Origin of the sequence: Streptomyces sp. NPDC046931 (assembly GCF_040644655.1) — a bacterium.
In the GTDB taxonomy this organism is placed as follows: Bacteria; Actinomycetota; Actinomycetes; order Streptomycetales; family Streptomycetaceae; genus Streptomyces.
In genome coordinates, this window is record NZ_JBEYWX010000014.1 from 1 (window position 1) to 16537 (window position 16537).

Here is a 16537-nt window from a genome sequence, read left to right on the forward strand (position 1 = left end):
ACCGGCTGACGCACGGCCGCGGCCGCTGCCGCCGACAACGAGCGACAGCGGCCGCGGCCGTCGTGCCGACACGAGCGCCCTGCCCGTGCCGGCTGCCGGCCGACCCGCCGATGCCTCACCACCGCTCCCGTTGATGAACAGGCATGCTTTATGACCCCCTCAGCACCGGCCCCGACGGACCAGCCCCCCACCGCAGCCACCACCCGTACCCTCAGCGGCGCCCTGCTGTTGCCGGCCGCAGCCGTGGCGCTGGGCGGCCTGCTCATCCACCACTCGATCACGCCCCCCGCCGATCCCAAGCCCCCCACTCCGTCCGCGGCCGCCCTCCAGCCGGCGGCCGGTCCCCCGCCCGTGGCCCTCCCCCCGGCCCAGCCCGCTCCGAGTACGACCGCGCCCTCCGTCCTGGAGACGTTGCGGCGGTCGGCGCCGAAGCGGATCGTCATTCCCCAGATCGGCGTCGACGCCCCCTTCACCAAGCTTTCCCTCGACGCATCGGGACACCTGAAACCGCCGCCCGTGACCAACAGAAATCTCGCGGGCTGGTACAAGTACGGCGCCGCACCAGGCGAGCGGGGCACGGCGGTCGTGGTCGGCCACGTCGACACCAAAACCGGCCCCGCCGTCTTCGTGTTCCTGCGCCTTCTCAAACCGGGCAACAGTGTCACCATCACGCGCGCCGACGGCTCCACCGCCCGCTTCCAGGTCGACTCCGTCGAAACCTTCAGCAAGGCGCACTTCCCCAACAAGCGTGTCTACGCCGACGCCCCCACCCCGCAGCTACGCCTCATCACCTGCGGTGGTGCCTACGACCACGCCGCCCACGAGTACGTGGCCAACACCGTGGTCTTTGCCCACCTGGTCACACTCACGCCCCCGCACCACACCACCGCACCAGCCACACCGGCACCGCCGGCGACCCCCAAGACGCCCACCGCGCCCGTCGCTCCGGCCCTTCCGACCGCACCGACCGCACCGACCGTGCCCCTCGCCCCCAGCGTGCTCGCCGCGCTCGGCGCACCCGCCAAGCCCACCGCACGACCCACCTCCCGCCCTCAGCCATCGCCGCCGGCGGTGGTGCCGCACCACTCGGGGCATCCCGCGTCAGGGTCGGTCCGGGCGGCGCCTCCCGCCCCACGGCACTAGACCCGAGCGCGCTGCGAGAACGTCGGAGGAGCGGCTCCCCGAGCGGCCGCTCACCCGCGGAAGACGTTCACCGACCGGGCGACCACGAGGGCCAGGGTGAGCAAGGAGATCGACGCCTGCACCGTCATCAGCAGCTTCGCCCAGCGGGACAGCGGCATGGTGTCGGTGGGACTGAAGGCCGTCGCGTTGGTGAAGGAGACATACAGATAGTCGGCGAACGCGGGCTCCCAGTCCGTCTGTGCCGACTCCCCGCTCTGCATCTGGGGAAAGAGGAAGTCCGGGTGGTCGCTGCTCCCGGCAGCGCGGGCCACGGGTCCGCCCCGGTCCCACTCCCAGTACCAGAGAGAGAAGACGATGACGTTGGTCAGCCAGATGGCCACCGCCGTCGTCAGCAGTGTCCCGGCGTCGCCTCCCTCGGTGCCGCGCACCAGACCCCGGATGAGGAGCACCGCGGACCAGCCGTTGGCCAGGCTGACGACGGCGGCCAGCGTCAGCCCGCCGCCGCGCAGCAGCGAGGTCGTCCGTTCCATACGGGGCCGGGAGGCCGGGAAGAGCACGATCAGCAGCAGCAACTCCAGCCCGGGCAACAGCCATTCCGGCTGGAAGGCCAGCCGCTCGGGAAGCAGCAGTTGCAGCGTCACCGCGACCAGCACCGCCGCGGTGACGGCCCAGCGGGTCTCACCGCGCGTGGGTCGGCGCCAGGCCGGTTCGGCCGGCTCCTCCTGGGCCGCGGTGAGCAGTTCTTCCAGCCGCGCGAGTCGCTCGTGCAGAGCCCTGAGCTCTTCGTTCACGCATCCAGTGTGCCGTGAGGCGTGGGGGCGGCGCCTGGGGGTCCCCGGACCCGGCACACGCCGCCCTCGTCATATACCGCGCGGCAGCGGTGAACTGCGGTGCGGCGGCATCACTGCGGCAGCGAACCGGGGGGCAGCGCGGAGGCCTGCCGCACTTGCGGAGCCGGAGTGAACAGGTTCGGCCGTGAAGCGCCGGGCGGCTGCCCCGTCCGCATGATGCTTTCCAGCTCGCGACGTATGCTCTCGGCCGCGTCGCGAACTCGCGCGGGCACGTCACCGCGCTCGGCGACGAGCCGGTGGTAGATCGGGGCATCCTGGAACACGTGCAACGACACCTTCCTGTCGGCGGTTGTGCAGCCGTATGGGCGACTGACGAGTGTACGGGCAGCTGCCGATGCCATCGGCCACATCAGCTGCCCGCCACCGACGGCACTCGGCCACATGAGGATGCTTCCTGCGCGGTCACGACAGTTGGAGGCCCATCTTGTCAGCCAGGCCGGTGGCCCGCGCGGACTCGTAGACGATCTTCCGGGCAAGATTGAGGGCCTGGCATCCTCCGATGGCGGCGGGCGGATCGCGGTGCCGGCCCTCTGATCCTCAACCCGCCGACAGCCGCCGTCGACCCGAAAGCGTGAGGGATCTCAGTCGTCGTGGGAGATCGGGAACATCGCGGCTGTAGGCGTTGTTGTAGAAGTTGGTGGACGCCGTTCCCATGCCGCCAAGGCTGAAGGCCAGTTCTTTCTTCCGCGCGGCGGTCATCTCGCCGAGCGCGTCCTCGTCGGGAGCGAAGGCGACCTCGGCGCCCTGGCAGACGTCGAGGTCCGCCCGGATACGCCCGCTGCGGGCCAGGCCGTTGTCCAGGTGGGCGAAGTAGGCGTCGGCCGAGCCTTCCGGTACGAAGCCGGTCCCCAGCCAGCCGTCGGCGACCTCCCCGGTCAGCCGCAGCATGGCCGGCGACAGCGCGGCCAGATAGACAGGGATCTCGTGCTCCGCACGCGTCGACAGCCGCATCGGGATGCCGTCGCCGCCGGGCAGTGGAATCTGGAACTCCGATCCGGAGTACGAGAGTTTGCCGCCCTCGAGTACCCGTCGCACGATCTCCACCGTCTCACGCATCCGCCTCAACGGCCGGGCGAACGGGACCCCGTGCAGGCCCTCGGGTCGGCAGGGCACCGCTCCAGCTGACCGGCTTCGCGGTCATGGCGCTCGCGCTGTGCGTGCTCGCGGTGAGCACCGAGCCGCCCGGCGGAGCCAACGCGCATCTCGCCCTGGTGACAGTGGGCTTCGGGACGTTCAACACCTTCATGAATCCGGGGCCGAACGCCACCACGTTCACCCTGCCCGCCGAGGTGTTTCCCTCCGAGATGCGCGCGGCAGGACACGGGTTCGCCGCCGGCTGCGGAAAGCTGGGAGCGGCTCTGGGAACCTGTCTCTTCCCTGTACTGCTCGCGGACATCGGCGAGGCCGCACTGCTCTACGCGGTGGCCGCAGCCTGTGCGTGCGGATTCCTCGTCGCCTTCGCCTTCCGCGTCGAGACACGCGGCCAGTCGCTCGACGAACTCTCCGGCGCCCAGGCCACCGCACTCGCCCCCCGTATCACTCCGCCCTGACGTCCGGACCGGCACAGGGGCCGCGGCCGGCGGCCGGCCCGCCGGCAGACCGCACCGGCCGCTTCCGGGGCCCTGCGATCGCCGGGTACGCGCCGGCGCCGGTGCCGCTGCCGGTAGTGCCGCCGGCCGTCACCGGTGCCCGCCGCCCCCGGCGTCCCACAGGGCCATACGGGCGGTGACGCGTTTGCCGGGCGATTCCCGCCGCGCCTCGAACCCCTCGGCGACGGCCATCACGATCTCCAGACCGTGCTGGCCCACTCTCCCCGGATCCGCCGCCCGGGCCACCGGCAGCACCGGGTCGCTGTCCCACACCGTCACCTCCACCACGGCGCCGACGACCCGCAGCTCCAGCCAAGCGGGCCCGGGAGCGTACTTGCGGGCGTTGGTGACCAGCTCGCTGACCACGAGCTGGGTGATGTCCATCGCCCGGGCCGACACGGGAATGCCGTGGTCCGCCTGGAGCCGGGCCAGGAATGCTCCGGTGAGGTGCCGGGCGTCGGCGATGCACGAACCGCCGCCGTCCAACGCGATCATGGTCTGTGTCAGGCCGTCGTCCGGCCTCGTGCGGCTCTTGCCGCGCGGAAATGTATCCATCCGGACCGCCTCTGCCACCCCGTTCACACCCCGCGCCTACCCCCGGACGGGCCACCCACGCCCCACAGGTCCTGACGATCCTCGGGAATCCTGGCGGTACCGTCCCGATTCAGAAGCCTCACCTCTGAATCCCATGAAAGGGAGCTGTTGGACTTCAGGATCATGTAGAGGCAGTGTGGGCATGTCCCCTCTCTTCCGACGGGGCCACCTTTCACCGAACCATCCGGAGATCACCCGATGAACCACGTCGCGGATCCTGAGCGTTACGACGGCACCATGCGCTACCGCCGCACCGGGCGCTCAGGGCTGGACCTTCCCGTCCTGTCCCTCGGTTACTGGCACAACTTCGGGGACGACAGGCCGTTCGAGACGCAGCGCGAGATCGCCCTGCGCGCCTTCGACCTCGGGATCACCCACCACGACCTCGCCAACAACTACGGTCCGCCCTACGGCTCCGCGGAAATCAACTTCGGGCGCCTGATGAAGCAGGACCTGGCACCGTACCGGGACGAGCTGGTGATCTCCACCAAGGCCGGCTGGGACATGTGGCCCGGTCCGTACGGCCAGGGCGGCGGCTCCCGGAAGTACCTCCTCGCCTCGCTCGACCAGTCACTGAGCCGCATGGGTCTGGAGTACGTGGACATCTTCTACTCCCACCGACTCGACGCCACCACCCCGCTCGAGGAGACGATGGGCGCGCTCGACACCGCCGTCCGCCAGGGCAAGGCCCTCTACGTCGGTATCTCCTCCTACGACACCCAGCGCACCCGTGAGGCGGTCGCCATCCTCCGGGAGCTGGGCACCCCGCTCCTCATCCACCAGCCGTCGTACAGCATGCTCAACCGCTGGATCGAGACCGAGGGCCTGCTCGACGCGGCTCAGGAGGACGGTTTCGGCGTCATCGGTTTCACGGCGCTCGCCCAGGGGCTGCTCACCGGGCGCTATCTCGACGGCATCCCCGAGGGTTCGCGCGCCGCGCAGGGCACGTCCTTCGACGCCGCATGGCTGTCGGACGACATGCTGCACAGGCTGCGCGCCCTTAACGACATCGCGGCGCGCCGTGGGCAGACCCTGGCTCAGATGGCCCTCGCCTGGGCCCTGCGCGACGAACGCGTCACCTCGCTCGTCGTCGGCGCCTCCAGGACCGAACAGCTGGAGCAGAACGTCGCCGCGCTGGAGAACCTCGACTTCAGCAGCGAGGAGCTGGCCGAGATCGACAAGTACGCCGCCGACAGCGGCGTGGACCTGTGGCAGGACGCCCGTCTGGGCAATGTCCGCTGACCGTCCTCGGTACGGACCGGCCGTGGCCGTCGGCGGGGCGGCCACGACCTGCCACCGGTCGCCGGGCCGGCAGGCCGCCGCTTCAGGGTGGTACCCCATGGACCCCGGGTCGCTCACGGCACCGGTTCTCGGCCACGCCCCGTTCTTCGTGGCGGCGGCCGTGCCGGGGTCCGAGCCCGGGGCCGAGCCCGGGCAGATACCCGCGTGGCCGGGATACCGGTGAGCCTGGCCGTGGCCGGCGTCACGACATGCCTGTCGTCACTCGGTTACCTTCCGGCCTGCCACCGTCGAGCGAAGCGCCTGGGATGGGTCAGTGGTCGTCGGTGGTCTCCATGGCGACGCGTTGGTGATCTTCACCTGGGCGGAGACGCCCCCGGTGGTGTCGGAGAGGTCCCCTCGCGTGTCAGATCCGCCCGCCGGTGAGACGGGTGAGGGGGCCCTGGGTGCGGTTCCCCGCTCGGCGGCCCACCGCATACGACGCGGCGCTCAGCGCCGTCAGGCCGACCCCGACGCCCGCGGCGACGAGTTTCCGTTGCGCGACGACCGTCCAGGCGGTCTTGGCGGTGGCCGCGACCTGGCCCGAGGTGGCGATGACCGCCTGGCGGCCCGCTTCCACGCCCCTGGCCGCGGCGTGCACGACTCCGGCCGCCGACTCCGCCGAGCGCTCGACGCCGGACTCGGCCGCTGACGCCGCCTCATCCGCGGTGGCCGCGGCGCTTTTCGCGGCCCGCGAGGCCGGAGCGGTGACCTTGCTCGCGGTCCGCCCGGCCTTGGCCGCGGGCGTCCGCTCGGTCTCGGTCTTCTGGTGCGTTCGGCTGTTCTGTTCAGTCATGGACATCGCGTTACCGCTCGGACCCACGGCAAACTCACATCGCGGGCTCAGTCCCGGGCCCGGGCGATGAGGAGGGCGACATCGTCCTCACCGCACGGAGGCCGGAGCATCGCCAGAAGGCGGTCGCAGCTCTCCTCCAAGTCATGCCGCTGGGTGGCGGAAAGAGCGGCGAGGAGGGCGTCCAGACGTACGTCGATGGGATCGCTACGGGTTTCGACCAGACCATCGCTGTAGAGAGCGAGCTGGTCGCCGGGACGGAAGGCGATGGTGGTGGTGTAGAAGGGGACGCCTCCCACACCCAGTGGCACCCCGGCGGGCAGGTTGAGCAGCCGCGCCGGATGCCCCGAACGCATCAGGGCCGGCGGCAGATGGCCGGCGAGGGAGATGTCGCACTGGCCTCGATGGGGATCGTAGACGCAGTAGATGCAGGTGGTGATGGCCTGTGCGGTGCCCTCGCTCAGGTGGTCGAGATGGCAGAGGGCTTCGGCGGGGGGCAGGTCGAGCTCGGCGAAGGCGCGTGTGGCACTGCGGAGTTGGCCCATGGTGGCCGCGGCGTTGATGCCGCTTCCCATCACGTCCCATACGACCAGGGCGGTCTTGTCCCCGTGCAGCGGTATGGCGTCGAACCAGTCACCGCCGATCTCACTGGTGGCGCCCGCCGGCTCGTAACGCCAGGCGACCTCCAGGCCCGGCCGGACGGAGGGGAGTTCGGGAAGCAGGCTGCGTTGCAGGGTGAGGGCCGCATGGCGCTGGGTCTGGTATCCGCGGGCGTTGTCGATGCAGACGGCGGCGCGGGAGGCCAGCTCGCAGGCGAGGAACACATCGTCCTCGTCGAAGGGGGCCGGGTGGTGCGTGCGTTTGAGGGCGAGGGCGCCCAGGACTTCGCCCCGGGCCACCAGGGGTACGGCGAGATAGGAGTGCACCCCGGCCGCCGCGAGCAGAGCGGCGGCCCTTTCGTGTGCGATGCGCGGCAGATCAGCAGGCGTGGTGTGCGACAACAGGACCGGTCGGCGGGTGTGCGCGCATCGTGTTATCAGGTGGTCGCTGTCGTAGGTGGTGACCGTCCCGGGCGGTCCGTACGCGTGGAGGACCTCTTCGGGGCGCGCCGCGCTGACGGCGAGGACGCGGAAGCCGGCCGGGCCCGTGGACGGCGCGGCCCGGCCGGCGAGAGCGCTGTCGAGCACGTTCACCGCGGCCACATCGGCGAGGACCGGCACGACGACGTCGGCGAGCTCGCGCGCCGTAGTCCCCAGGTCGAGGGTGGTGCCGACGGACGCCGACGCGCTCGCGATCAGGGCCAGGCGCTGCCGCGCCTGGGCCGCTTCGGTAGCCGCACGGTAACGTTCGGTGATGTCGATGACGGAGAAGGCCAGACCGAGCACCCGTCCGCCCGAGTCCTCCAGCCGGTGGTACGAGACGGACCAGGCGTGCTCGTGCTCCGGGTCGACGGGGGGACGGCAGACGACCTGGCGGTCGACGACCGGCTCACCGGTTTCGAGGACGCGAAGGAGACGCTCCTCGGCGGCCGGGACGTCGAGGAACGACAGAGCCTCGCCGACCGGCTTGCCGAGATACTCGGCGGCGGGCAGGCCCACGATGCGCTCCAGTGCCGGGTTCACGGTCAGGAAGCGCAGGTTCACGTCCAGCACGGCCAGCCCGATGGGGGACTGGGAGACCAGGCGTGTGGACAGGGCGACGTCCCGTTCGACCCGCGCGACGGTTGCCTGGTCGGCGGCCAGGCCCAGCGCGAAGGTGTCGCCGAGCTCGTCCAGCAGCCGCATGTTGCGGAACTCCACCAGGCGGGTGCTGCCGTCCTTGTGCCGGATCGGGAAGGCCCCGGCCCAGTCGGCGCCGGACTCCGTGACCTCGGCGAACAGCCGGATCACCTCGTCCCAGTGTTCCTCGCGGACCAACAGCCGCGCCGCGAACCGGCCCAGGGCCTCGGCCGCCGTGTAACCGAACAATTCCTCAGCGTGAGGGCTCCAGAAGACCACCCGGCCCTCCGAGTCCAGCACCACCGCGGCCACGCTCAGCAGGTCGAGGAGGCCACTGGGCGGCACCGCGGCACCGGCCGGTGCCGGACCTGGGCAGGGCCGGGAGGAGTCCGTCGTCCCCATGCACCGATCCCCTCTCGCAGTACGTCGCGGCCTGGTTTGTGCGTCTCGGTGGCCGCTTTGCCTCCTTCCATAGTCGTCCGAAACCATCGCGGCACACCTGGAGCGGTCTGTCGGCCCCGGCCGCCGTCCTTTCACGGACGTCAGGCAGCCTTCGCGACGAAGCGCCGAGTGATGGCCAGGGCGGCCGCCATGATGCTCAGCTGGGGATTCACCTCCGGACAACTGGGCAGCACGGAGCCGTCGGCGATCAGCACGCCGTGCGTGCCGCGCAGGTACCCGTCCGGGCCGGCCGGCGAGAGCTCGGGGTCGGCGCCCGCGGCGGCCGTACCCGTGGGGTGAAAGGCGGAGACATGGAGCCGGCTCGCGGTCACCTCGTCGAGCAGCGCCTCGAGCCGGGCGGGGGTGCGAGCGCGCGGCGCGTGCGGAACTCCGGTCAGCACCTCCTCGGCGCCCGCGGCGAACAGCAGGGTGCCCATGGCTCGTTGCGCGCGCAGCAGACGGCGGGCGTCGCGCGGTGCCAGGTCGTAGCGGAGCAGTGTGCGGTCCCGGCCGAGAACGCGGCCCGACGGACGGTCGGCGATCATGGCGCCGATCGTCGCCAGCCGCTCCGCTCCTTCGAGTTCACGACGCAGTTCGCGTCCGGCGCCCGGCAGCACGAACGAACTCATGCCCGGAGGTGCCGCGGTGGCTTCGAGCAGGATGCCGTCGGCGCGCAGGTGTTCCACTCCGACACTCTGCAGAACGCCTTTCCAGCTGGTGACCGGCCGGCTGAAGCGGCCCGCGACGCTGATGGCCGGGTGCACGCTGAGGTTCCGGCCGAGCCGGGGGTGCCCGCCGAGGCCCGAACGGCGAAGCAGCGGCGGGGTCTCCAGGGCGCCGGCGGCGACCACGACCAGGGGACTGAGGATTTCCAGTTCGCTGCCGTCGGGGCGGCGGACCAGCACCCCCGCGGCCCGGGGGCCGCCGGGACGGTCGGGGTCGGTGAGGATCCGCCGCACGCGGGCGCTCGTCACGATGCGGGCGCCGGCCGCGCAGGCCTCGGGAAGCACGGACAGCTGGACGCTCTGCTTGGCGCCGGTGGGGCAGCCGACGACACACTGGCAGGATCCCGCGCAGCCGGGGGCGTTTCGGTTGAGGGGTGCCGCGGCCCAGCCCAGCCGCTGTGCGCCGGCCAGTGCGAGCAGCCCGTTGCCGCCGATGACGTCCAGCGGCTGGGGGGCCACCCTCAGGGTGCGTTCGACCTCGTCGAGATCTGCGTCGAAGCCTTCGGCGGCCGTGAATCCGTGGCGACGCAGCCAGCGGGAGAGGACGTGGCCCGGTGTCCGGTAGCAGGTCCCGGAGTTGACGACGGTGGTGCCGCCGACCGCGCGGCCCACGGGCACCACCAGCGGCGGGCTGCCGACGGCGATCGTCGCTCCGCCGTCCCGGTAGAGGTCGCCGAAGCGGTCGAGCGGAGCCCGTCGGGCGAACGACGCGGTGCTGTGGTGCTCTCCTTCCTCGAGAACGACGACGCGCAGGCCCGCGCGGGCGAGGGTCCTGGCGGCCATGGCCCCTCCGGCACCGGATCCGATGACGACGGCGTCCGCGGTGGACCGCGTGGGCCACTGGTGGGAGGGCGTGCAGTCGAGCGGCGGATCGTCGGGGGCGGGCCGCGCGGGCGCGGGGGCCTGGTGCGCCATCCGTTCGGTTCCGGCCGCCAGCAGCAGCGGTACCTTCACCGCGTCCAGGAAGGGCAGCAGGGCCCGATGGGAGACGAGTGACGCCACGACGTCCTCGCGTTCCGCGGGGCCGAGACCGGACAGCCGCCCTCCGGTGCGGGCCGTGGCGTAGGCGTCGATCACCGCGGCCGCGCCGCGCACCGCCGTCCGTGCCGGGGCGGGCATGGTGCCGAGGAGTGTTTCGAGCCGTCGCGGCACGTTTCGTGCCCAGTCGGCGGTGCCGTCGTCCGCCAGGAACGCGGCGACAAGTCCCGTCAGGGCGGCGGGGGTTCGGTGGCTCATCGTTCACCGACCTCGGCATGGGCGGTGCCCGACAGCCGCCATGCGGCCTCCGGCCGCCACCTGCCCCACCAGCGCTCCAGCCGGATGACCGCGTCAGCTGTCTCGCTGTTGCGGCAGACCGCGGCGGAGCCGTCCGGGTCCGTGTAGCCGAGGGCGAGGGTCCGCTGGGGCGGCTGGTTCACCGTGACCCGTACGCGTCGCCGGCCCGCCCTGCCCTCCACCCGCCACTCGGGGAGCCGGATGTCGGCGCGGAACCGGCCGAATCCCGCCCAGCCCACGGCGGAGCGTTCCACCCGCCGGGGCCAGGTGCGGCCGTTTCGGTGCAGGCGCAGGAAGACGAGAGGAGGCAGCCTGTCGAGTCCGCGGCGCATCGAGATCGCGGCGATGACCTCCAGGATGTCGCCGCCGCCCAGGTCCGCGTGGAGCCAGGCCCAGCGGCGGGCGTTGCCGTGACCGTAGATGCGGGCGGTCGCGCCGGGGGCGCCGTCCAGGCGCAGCTCGTTGGTGCCGTACCGCACCGTGCCGCTGTAGCGCGCGCGGGCGGCGGGCAGCATCTGCGAGGCCGGCAGCCAGGGCCGCCGCCAGGACCAGCCGGGGAAGGTGTGCAGGGACGGGCCCTCGGGTTCCTCGGTGAGCGCCCAGGAGAACGGCTCCGCGGAGCCGGTGAGCCGGCCGGGGAGCGCGCGGATGCCCTCGGCGACGAAGCCTTGGGGAGCCGCCTCCCAGGGGACGGGGCCGAAGCGGGTGTGCTCGACGGGGCCGTCCTTCGGGAAGACGGCGACCCAGCCGTGTGCGTAGGCGCTGCTGCCGTCGGTGGGCGCGACCATTTCATGGTGCAACCACACCCCGCTGCCGGTCGCCTGATCGGTCAGGGTGGTGTACCAGACCTCGGTGCGTCCCGGCTTTCCGTCCCAGCGCGACGCCATGTCACGCTCCGCGGCGGGCACGGTGGCACGGGGGAACCGGAAACTGGTGAGGAAGGGCAGCAGGCCGGTGGCGAGCGGGAAGCGCAGGGTGCCCTCTCCGACGCGCTCGCCGTCCTCGTACAGGGTGTACGGCAACACGGTCATCGAAGTCAGCGGATGCCGGGGCGACACGGACTTCCAGCCGTCCAAGGTCAGGCGCCGGCCCTCCAGGGTGAAGGTGATCAGGTAGCGGATCCTGCGGCGGGCCAGCGGCGAGATCTCCAACTCCCCCACGGCTTCCGCGTCGTCTGCCCGTCCCGCTATCCGCACCCGTCCGGTCAGCCGCGCCCGCGTCGTGCGGTGCGGCAGCAGCACACGGTCCGCCCTGGCCTGGAGGTCCAGACGCAGCGGGCGGTCCCGGTCCTCCGGGACGAGGCGCACACGACCCAGCATCGTCTCCTCGAAGACCGTGCCGCGTGGGGTCACCGGGCACCGTCCCGGTGTCCCTGGGCATGCGCCAGCCCTTCGAGCATGATGCGTTCCGTCGCCGACAGGTAGTCACCCGCGGCCGTGCGTGCCGCCTCCCGGTCGCCGGCGGCCACCGCCTCGATCACCGGTGCCAGACGGTCGTGTGCGGACCGGGGATCCCGAAAGGGAGCGGCCAGGGCCGCGCGTACCGGCAGATACGCGTTGAACAGGGTGTTGGTCAAAAGGACGTACACCCGGTTGCCCGTGGCGCGGGCGAGTGCCCGGTGCACCTCGGCGTCCGCCAGTTGCACGGGGTCACCGCCGGTCGCGTCCCCGACAGCCGCCAGAAGGCAGCGCAGTTCGGCGATCTGCGATGCCGTGGCATGGGCGGCGGCGCGTTCCGCGATCAACACGCCTATGCTGCGACGGACTTCGAAGATCTCGCCGATCCAGTCCGGGCTGTGGCGCACGAGCATGGGCAGGATGTCCGCCCCGCCGAGGCGCAGGAAGTCGCGTACGCGGGTTCCCACTCCGTGTCGCGTCTCCAGCAGCCCGGCGTGCGCCAGCCGGCCGAAGGCGTGTTTGAGGGTGGTGCGCGTGACCCCGAAGACGTCGGCCAGTTCACGTTCGGGCGGCAGATAGCTCCCGGCCGGATGGCGTCCGTCGAGGATGTCTTCGCGCAGCCGCTTCTCCAGAACGTCGACGATCGTCTCGCGTGGCAGTGGTTCCACTTCGGCCCCCGGGCGGATGAGTGGTTCAGTGGCTGAGCCACTGAACCACTGGAGATGACGCCACGTCAATGCGCAGGCGGGCCTGCGGCCAGGAAACGCAGCCGGGAACGCGTATCACCTGACGGAGGACGCACATCGCCTGGTCACGGGCCGACACTGATCTCGTCACCGCCGTGTGACAGATGATCGGCCGGCGAACCCGCGGTTCGCCGGCCTCGTCTGAACGGGCGAGTGCCGGTACACGACCGGCTGTCCGCACAATCCGAATTCGGGGGATGCCATGCAGTACACGAAGACCCGTCGCACAGCCGCGCTGGTGACGGCCGCGGTCTCGGCCGCGCTGGCGCTGACCGCGTGCCAGCCCGGCGGTGGGCAAGGGGCCGCCGGGGCGTCTTCGGCTGCGCCGTCGGGAGCGCCGTCGGTGGCGCCGTCGGGAGCGCCGTCGGTGGCGCCGTCGGGAGCGCCGAGTGCCGGGGCCGCCTCGTCGGGCGCGCCGGCCTCCGCGGCCTCGAAGCCTTCCGGCGCCGGCGCGCCGGCGACACCCGTGGCCGACGCTTCCCGGCCGGCCGCACCGTCGGCGAGCGCGCCGAAGACATGTACGCCGACCGGCCTGAACGCGGCCGTGTACCAGGCTGCCCACCGCCCGACGGGTACCGGGACCGGAGCGGTGATCGTCGAGTTCACCAACATCTCCAAGAAGCCCTGCATCGTGCAGGGCCACCCGACGGTGGCGGGGGCGGGCAACGGTTCCCCGCAGCACAACGCTCCGCTGTCGGTGACGCGCACGGGCTCCGCGTCAGCCGTGCGGCTGGCACCGGGCGGCAAGGCATGGACGAAGCTGACCTTCGTCCAGGTCCAGGGCGAGGCCGACGGCTACTGCGTGTCCGGTTCCACGCCCGTCGTGTATCCGACCCTGGTGGTGGGCCTGGTGAAGTCCGGTCTGCACCAAGTGGCGCTGTCGGACGGCCAGTTCGCCGAGTGCGACAACAAGGTGACCGTGACCGCGGTGTCGTCGGTGAGGCCTTCCTGACATGGTCCCTCCGGCCCGGGGGAGCCGCCGAGGACGGCGGCTCCCCCGGGCCGGGCCGGTGTCAGATGCGGTGCACGGTGTGCAGCGTCTTGGCGTAGGTGCCCGTGCCGTCCAGCACGGAGGCGCCGCCGAGGTCGGCCATCGTGGGCCCGTCGACCGTCTTGCGGCTGGAGAGGAAGCGGCGCTTCCCGGTCGCGTCCTTGCCCAGGTAGATGCCTACGTGGTCGACGGTGACGGTGGTCTTGTCGTCGCTGGAGTCGGCGTTGAACAGCACCAGGTCCCCGGGCTGGAGCAGGGCGGCGGCGGGCGGGTTGGTGCCGTCGGTCCGGTCGATGCGTACCCCGGGCGCGTAGTCGACCATGTCGCGGGACTTGCGCGGCAGCCGCTCCCCGGAGGTGTCCTGCCCGGCGGCCATCGGCACGCCCATGTGGTAGCCGTAGACCATGCGCGTGTAGCCGGAACAGTCCAGGTTGCCCACCTGCTTGCTCGACGGTCCGGTGTGGGTGCCGTCGTCGAAGGTCCAGCCCACGTTCATGTACTCGTGGAAGTCGGCGCCTTCGTAACGGTAGCCCTGCGGGTCCAGATAGCCGTAACCGGCCTCCCCCAGCACCTGCCTGCCCTGCGCGGGCCCCGATCCGGCCGTGACGGCGGGCGCGCCGGCCAGGAACATCGCGGCGTGAGCGAGCACATCCGGAACCGTGGAACCCGCCCAGGCACGGATGGTCTGCTCCAGTTGGCCGCTGAAGGTGCCGTCGAAGGGCTTGGCAAGGACGCGCACCCAGTCGCCGTGGGTGACGGTCGGCGGAACCTCCCAGTTCGCGGCGGACACCTCGAAGCGGCCGACGGACAGCTTGACGGGCAGGTTGGTGCAGCCGTTGTTGGCCAGGGCTCGGATTCCCACCCGGCCCTTGGCGAACGTGGTGTCGGTGACGTCGGCGGACCACGCGGACGGTTCGGTCGAGCCCTCGCGCCAGGCCTTGGCCTGGATACGGGGCCCCTCACGGCGTACGCGTATCGTCCAGTCGGTGCCCGCGGGCACTCCGGTGGCCAGGGTCAGGGGCGGGGCCAGCTGGGTGACGGTGTCGGCGACCTCCTTCTCCACCCGCAGTTCGACCGCGCCGGTGGTCAGGAAGGACAGCCGGGCCCGGTAGTTGTTGTGGGTGTCCTGGTAGCCGAAGGACAGGGCGAACGAACACGCCTGGCCGGTGGGCACCTTGTCGAAGCGGGCCACGCACCGCACATCGACATCGGCGATCTCGTCGTCCCTGAGCGTGGCGTGACGGCTGGCGAAGTCGGTCGTCAGGCTGATCACGCCGGCGCCCGGGACGACCGAGTAATCGGTGTCCGCCGGACCGAGAGTGGACCAGCTCCCGCCCCCGGGAGAGCTCCCCCAGTACTGCCGGTCCGCGTTCGGCAGGGACACGTCGGGCAGGGTCCGCTGGAAGTCGTCCACGAAGGGCCGCTTGTTCTCCGCGAACACGCGCTGCGGACCGGGCAGTACGACGGTCCGGGCGCCGTGGGTCAGCAGGGCGACGCGCCGGCCACCGGAGGTGACCTCGGTGCGGGCCGGGGTTCCCGGCAGCACCGTGGCGGTGAGCGGGGTGGTGAGTGTCATCTGGGTGAAGTAGGAGGCGTCCAGGGGTGGCAGGGTCACCGAGGAACGGGCCGGGACCGATCCGGCAGGACCGGCGAAGGGCGGCACGGTCGCGGCCGAGCCCGCGGCACGCGCGGGGCCCGCGGCCAGCCCGGTGAGTGGGACGGATGCGGCCGAGACGACAAGTGCGGCAAGAAGAGCGCGTCTAGAGGTTTCAGGCATACCTCCATGATCCTTTCCGTCCCGGGCACCGGTGACACCGCCCCTGCCCGGCGCCCGTCGCCGCGGTGCCGCGCCGCGGCCCCCACCTCGCCGATGGGGGCGGCGGGGTGCGGATCAACGGGGCCGACGCGGTGGCGGGGTGAAGGAGACGTCACACGTGGACCGTTGGAAGTCGGGGGTGAGCGTCGTGGGGATACCCAGGGAGTCGGTGAAGAAGGTCTCCGTGGGGCCCTTGCAGATGCGCAGACAGATCTCCGGCGAGGTGCTGGTGAGGAACCTGCACCGCTCCACCACCAGCTCGGTTCGGCCCGTGCGCTTTATCGGGCCGACGAGCCACCGGAACAGATGGGGCGTCGCCAGGGTGAGTGTCCGGGCCGCCGCACGGGGTGCCAGGCGCCCGAGACGGCCCATCACCCCGACCACCCGGCGTCCGCCCATCCAGTCGGTGTACGAGCCGTGCACCGCCCTGACCAGCTCCGCACCCGACAGGTGGGCGTACTCGTACTCGGTCTCGTCCACGAGCGCGGCGTAGCCCGTGGCGGGCGAGCGGTAGCCGATCCGGTGCGCGTGGGCACGAAGGAACCTACGGAGCAACAGGCCGTCGAACATGTGCCGGCACCCCCTTCCTCATGCCCCGCCGGTCGACAGCTGTTCCTTCACCCGAGGCCATTCGGCGCGCAGAACGCTGTAGAAGACGGCGTCACGGCGGCGTCCGCCGGGCATGTAGTTGAAGCTCCTCAGGACACCCTCCTCCGTGGCGCCGATGTTGCGCAGCCCTCGTCGCGCCTGCTCGTTGAGGACGTCCGTCTTGAACTCGACCCGCTCCGCCCCCAGTCGCTCGAAGGCGTGCTCCAGGAGCAGGTACTTCACCGGGCGGTTGACGCCCTTGCCGCGGAAGTCGCGGCCCAGCCAGGACCAGCCGATCTCCAGCCGGGCGTCCGCCTCGGCGAGATTGCCGTAGCACATGCTGCCGGCGATCCGGCCGGAGGACTTGTCCGTGACGACGAACACGACCCTGCGCCCGGCCGCCTGGTCTGCCAGGCAGGTGTCGAAGAAGACCTTGAAGTCGGCCTCGTTCTCCACGGCCGAGACGAAGTAGCGCCAGATGTCGGGGTCCATGGCGACCGCCCGGACACCCTCGCGGTCGGCTTCCGTCACCGGGTGGAGTCGTACCTGCTCGTTCTCCAGGACGGCTGCCGCCTTCTGTGCCCAGGTCATG

At 71.7% G+C, this 16537-nt stretch carries 16 protein-coding genes and 1 pseudogene; 4 read left to right on the forward strand and 13 right to left on the reverse strand.

Annotated elements, in window-relative coordinates; translation table 11 throughout:
• Positions 1-150 precede the first annotated feature (150 nt).
• Positions 151-1143: a class F sortase gene (locus ABZ876_RS23185; RefSeq protein WP_361784286.1), complete on the forward strand. Its 993-nt coding sequence runs from the start codon at positions 151-153 to the stop codon at positions 1141-1143.
• Between the two features lie 50 nt (positions 1144-1193).
• Here the strand turns inward: ABZ876_RS23185 and ABZ876_RS23190 are convergent, their stop codons facing one another.
• From ABZ876_RS23190 to ABZ876_RS23200, 3 genes and pseudogenes are all read right to left on the reverse strand, one after another.
• A complete protein-coding gene (locus tag ABZ876_RS23190) occupies positions 1194-1934 on the reverse strand; it encodes a hypothetical protein (protein ID WP_361784289.1) in 741 nt (246 codons plus the stop codon).
• Positions 1935-2044: 110 nt separating this feature from the next.
• On the reverse strand, positions 2045-2257 hold the full coding sequence (locus tag ABZ876_RS23195; RefSeq protein ID WP_361784802.1) for a hypothetical protein: 213 nt from the start codon (positions 2255-2257) through the stop codon (positions 2045-2047).
• Positions 2258-2603: 346 nt separating this feature from the next.
• Positions 2604-3092: pseudogene (locus ABZ876_RS23200) on the reverse strand (LLM class flavin-dependent oxidoreductase); the annotation flags it as partial.
• Between the two features lie 41 nt (positions 3093-3133).
• On the opposite strand from ABZ876_RS23200, the gene ABZ876_RS23205 reads away from it, so the two are divergent.
• A complete protein-coding gene (locus tag ABZ876_RS23205; RefSeq protein ID WP_361784292.1) occupies positions 3134-3544 on the forward strand; it encodes an MFS transporter in 411 nt (136 codons plus the stop codon).
• 129 nt (positions 3545-3673) lie between these two features.
• On the opposite strand, the gene ABZ876_RS23210 is transcribed toward ABZ876_RS23205, so the two are convergent.
• The gene (locus tag ABZ876_RS23210; protein WP_361784805.1) at positions 3674-4078 is read right to left on the reverse strand and encodes an ATP-binding protein; all 405 of its coding nucleotides are present in this window, start codon (positions 4076-4078) and stop codon (positions 3674-3676) included.
• A 297-nt stretch (positions 4079-4375) separates the two neighbouring features.
• Here ABZ876_RS23210 and mgrA point away from each other — a divergent pair, with 297 nt between their 5' ends.
• Positions 4376-5419 (forward strand): L-glyceraldehyde 3-phosphate reductase, encoded by a 1044-nt coding sequence (mgrA, locus tag ABZ876_RS23215; RefSeq protein ID WP_361784295.1) that lies wholly within the window; start codon positions 4376-4378, stop codon positions 5417-5419.
• A 403-nt stretch (positions 5420-5822) separates the two neighbouring features.
• Here mgrA and ABZ876_RS23220 read toward each other — a convergent pair whose 3' ends face one another.
• From ABZ876_RS23220 to ABZ876_RS23245, 6 genes are all read right to left on the reverse strand, one after another.
• Positions 5823-6251 (reverse strand): hypothetical protein, encoded by a 429-nt coding sequence (locus tag ABZ876_RS23220; RefSeq protein ID WP_361784298.1) that lies wholly within the window; start codon positions 6249-6251, stop codon positions 5823-5825.
• Positions 6252-6298: 47 nt separating this feature from the next.
• Positions 6299-8368, reverse strand: coding sequence for a SpoIIE family protein phosphatase (locus tag ABZ876_RS23225; RefSeq protein WP_361784301.1), 2070 nt, complete (start codon positions 8366-8368; stop codon positions 6299-6301).
• A gap of 140 nt (positions 8369-8508) precedes the next feature.
• A complete protein-coding gene (locus ABZ876_RS23230; protein WP_361784304.1) occupies positions 8509-10368 on the reverse strand; it encodes a GMC family oxidoreductase in 1860 nt (619 codons plus the stop codon).
• Positions 10365-11759 carry a hypothetical protein gene (locus tag ABZ876_RS23235; protein ID WP_361784307.1) on the reverse strand — a complete coding sequence of 465 codons (1395 nt, stop codon included), beginning with the start codon at positions 11757-11759 and terminating at the stop codon, positions 10365-10367. The genes ABZ876_RS23230 and ABZ876_RS23235 overlap by 4 nt, the downstream gene beginning before the upstream one ends.
• Positions 11756-12472 (reverse strand): FCD domain-containing protein, encoded by a 717-nt coding sequence (locus ABZ876_RS23240; RefSeq protein ID WP_361784310.1) that lies wholly within the window; start codon positions 12470-12472, stop codon positions 11756-11758. The genes ABZ876_RS23235 and ABZ876_RS23240 overlap by 4 nt, the downstream gene beginning before the upstream one ends.
• Positions 12473-12637: 165 nt before the next feature.
• Positions 12638-13156, reverse strand: coding sequence for a hypothetical protein (locus ABZ876_RS23245; RefSeq protein ID WP_361784839.1), 519 nt, complete (start codon positions 13154-13156; stop codon positions 12638-12640).
• Here ABZ876_RS23245 and ABZ876_RS23250 point away from each other — a divergent pair.
• Positions 13095-13502 carry a DUF4232 domain-containing protein gene (locus ABZ876_RS23250; RefSeq protein ID WP_361784808.1) on the forward strand — a complete coding sequence of 136 codons (408 nt, stop codon included), beginning with the start codon at positions 13095-13097 and terminating at the stop codon, positions 13500-13502. The genes ABZ876_RS23245 and ABZ876_RS23250 overlap by 62 nt on opposite strands.
• A gap of 61 nt (positions 13503-13563) precedes the next feature.
• Here the strand turns inward: ABZ876_RS23250 and ABZ876_RS23255 are convergent, their stop codons facing one another.
• From ABZ876_RS23255 to ABZ876_RS23265, 3 genes are all read right to left on the reverse strand, one after another.
• Positions 13564-15318 (reverse strand): NlpC/P60 family protein, encoded by a 1755-nt coding sequence (locus ABZ876_RS23255; RefSeq protein WP_361784313.1) that lies wholly within the window; start codon positions 15316-15318, stop codon positions 13564-13566.
• A 114-nt stretch (positions 15319-15432) separates the two neighbouring features.
• A complete protein-coding gene (locus tag ABZ876_RS23260; protein WP_361784316.1) occupies positions 15433-15927 on the reverse strand; it encodes a beta-carotene isomerase domain-containing protein in 495 nt (164 codons plus the stop codon).
• Between the two features lie 18 nt (positions 15928-15945).
• A complete protein-coding gene (locus tag ABZ876_RS23265; protein ID WP_361784319.1) occupies positions 15946-16536 on the reverse strand; it encodes a GNAT family N-acetyltransferase in 591 nt (196 codons plus the stop codon).
• Position 16537: the final 1 nt, after the last annotated feature.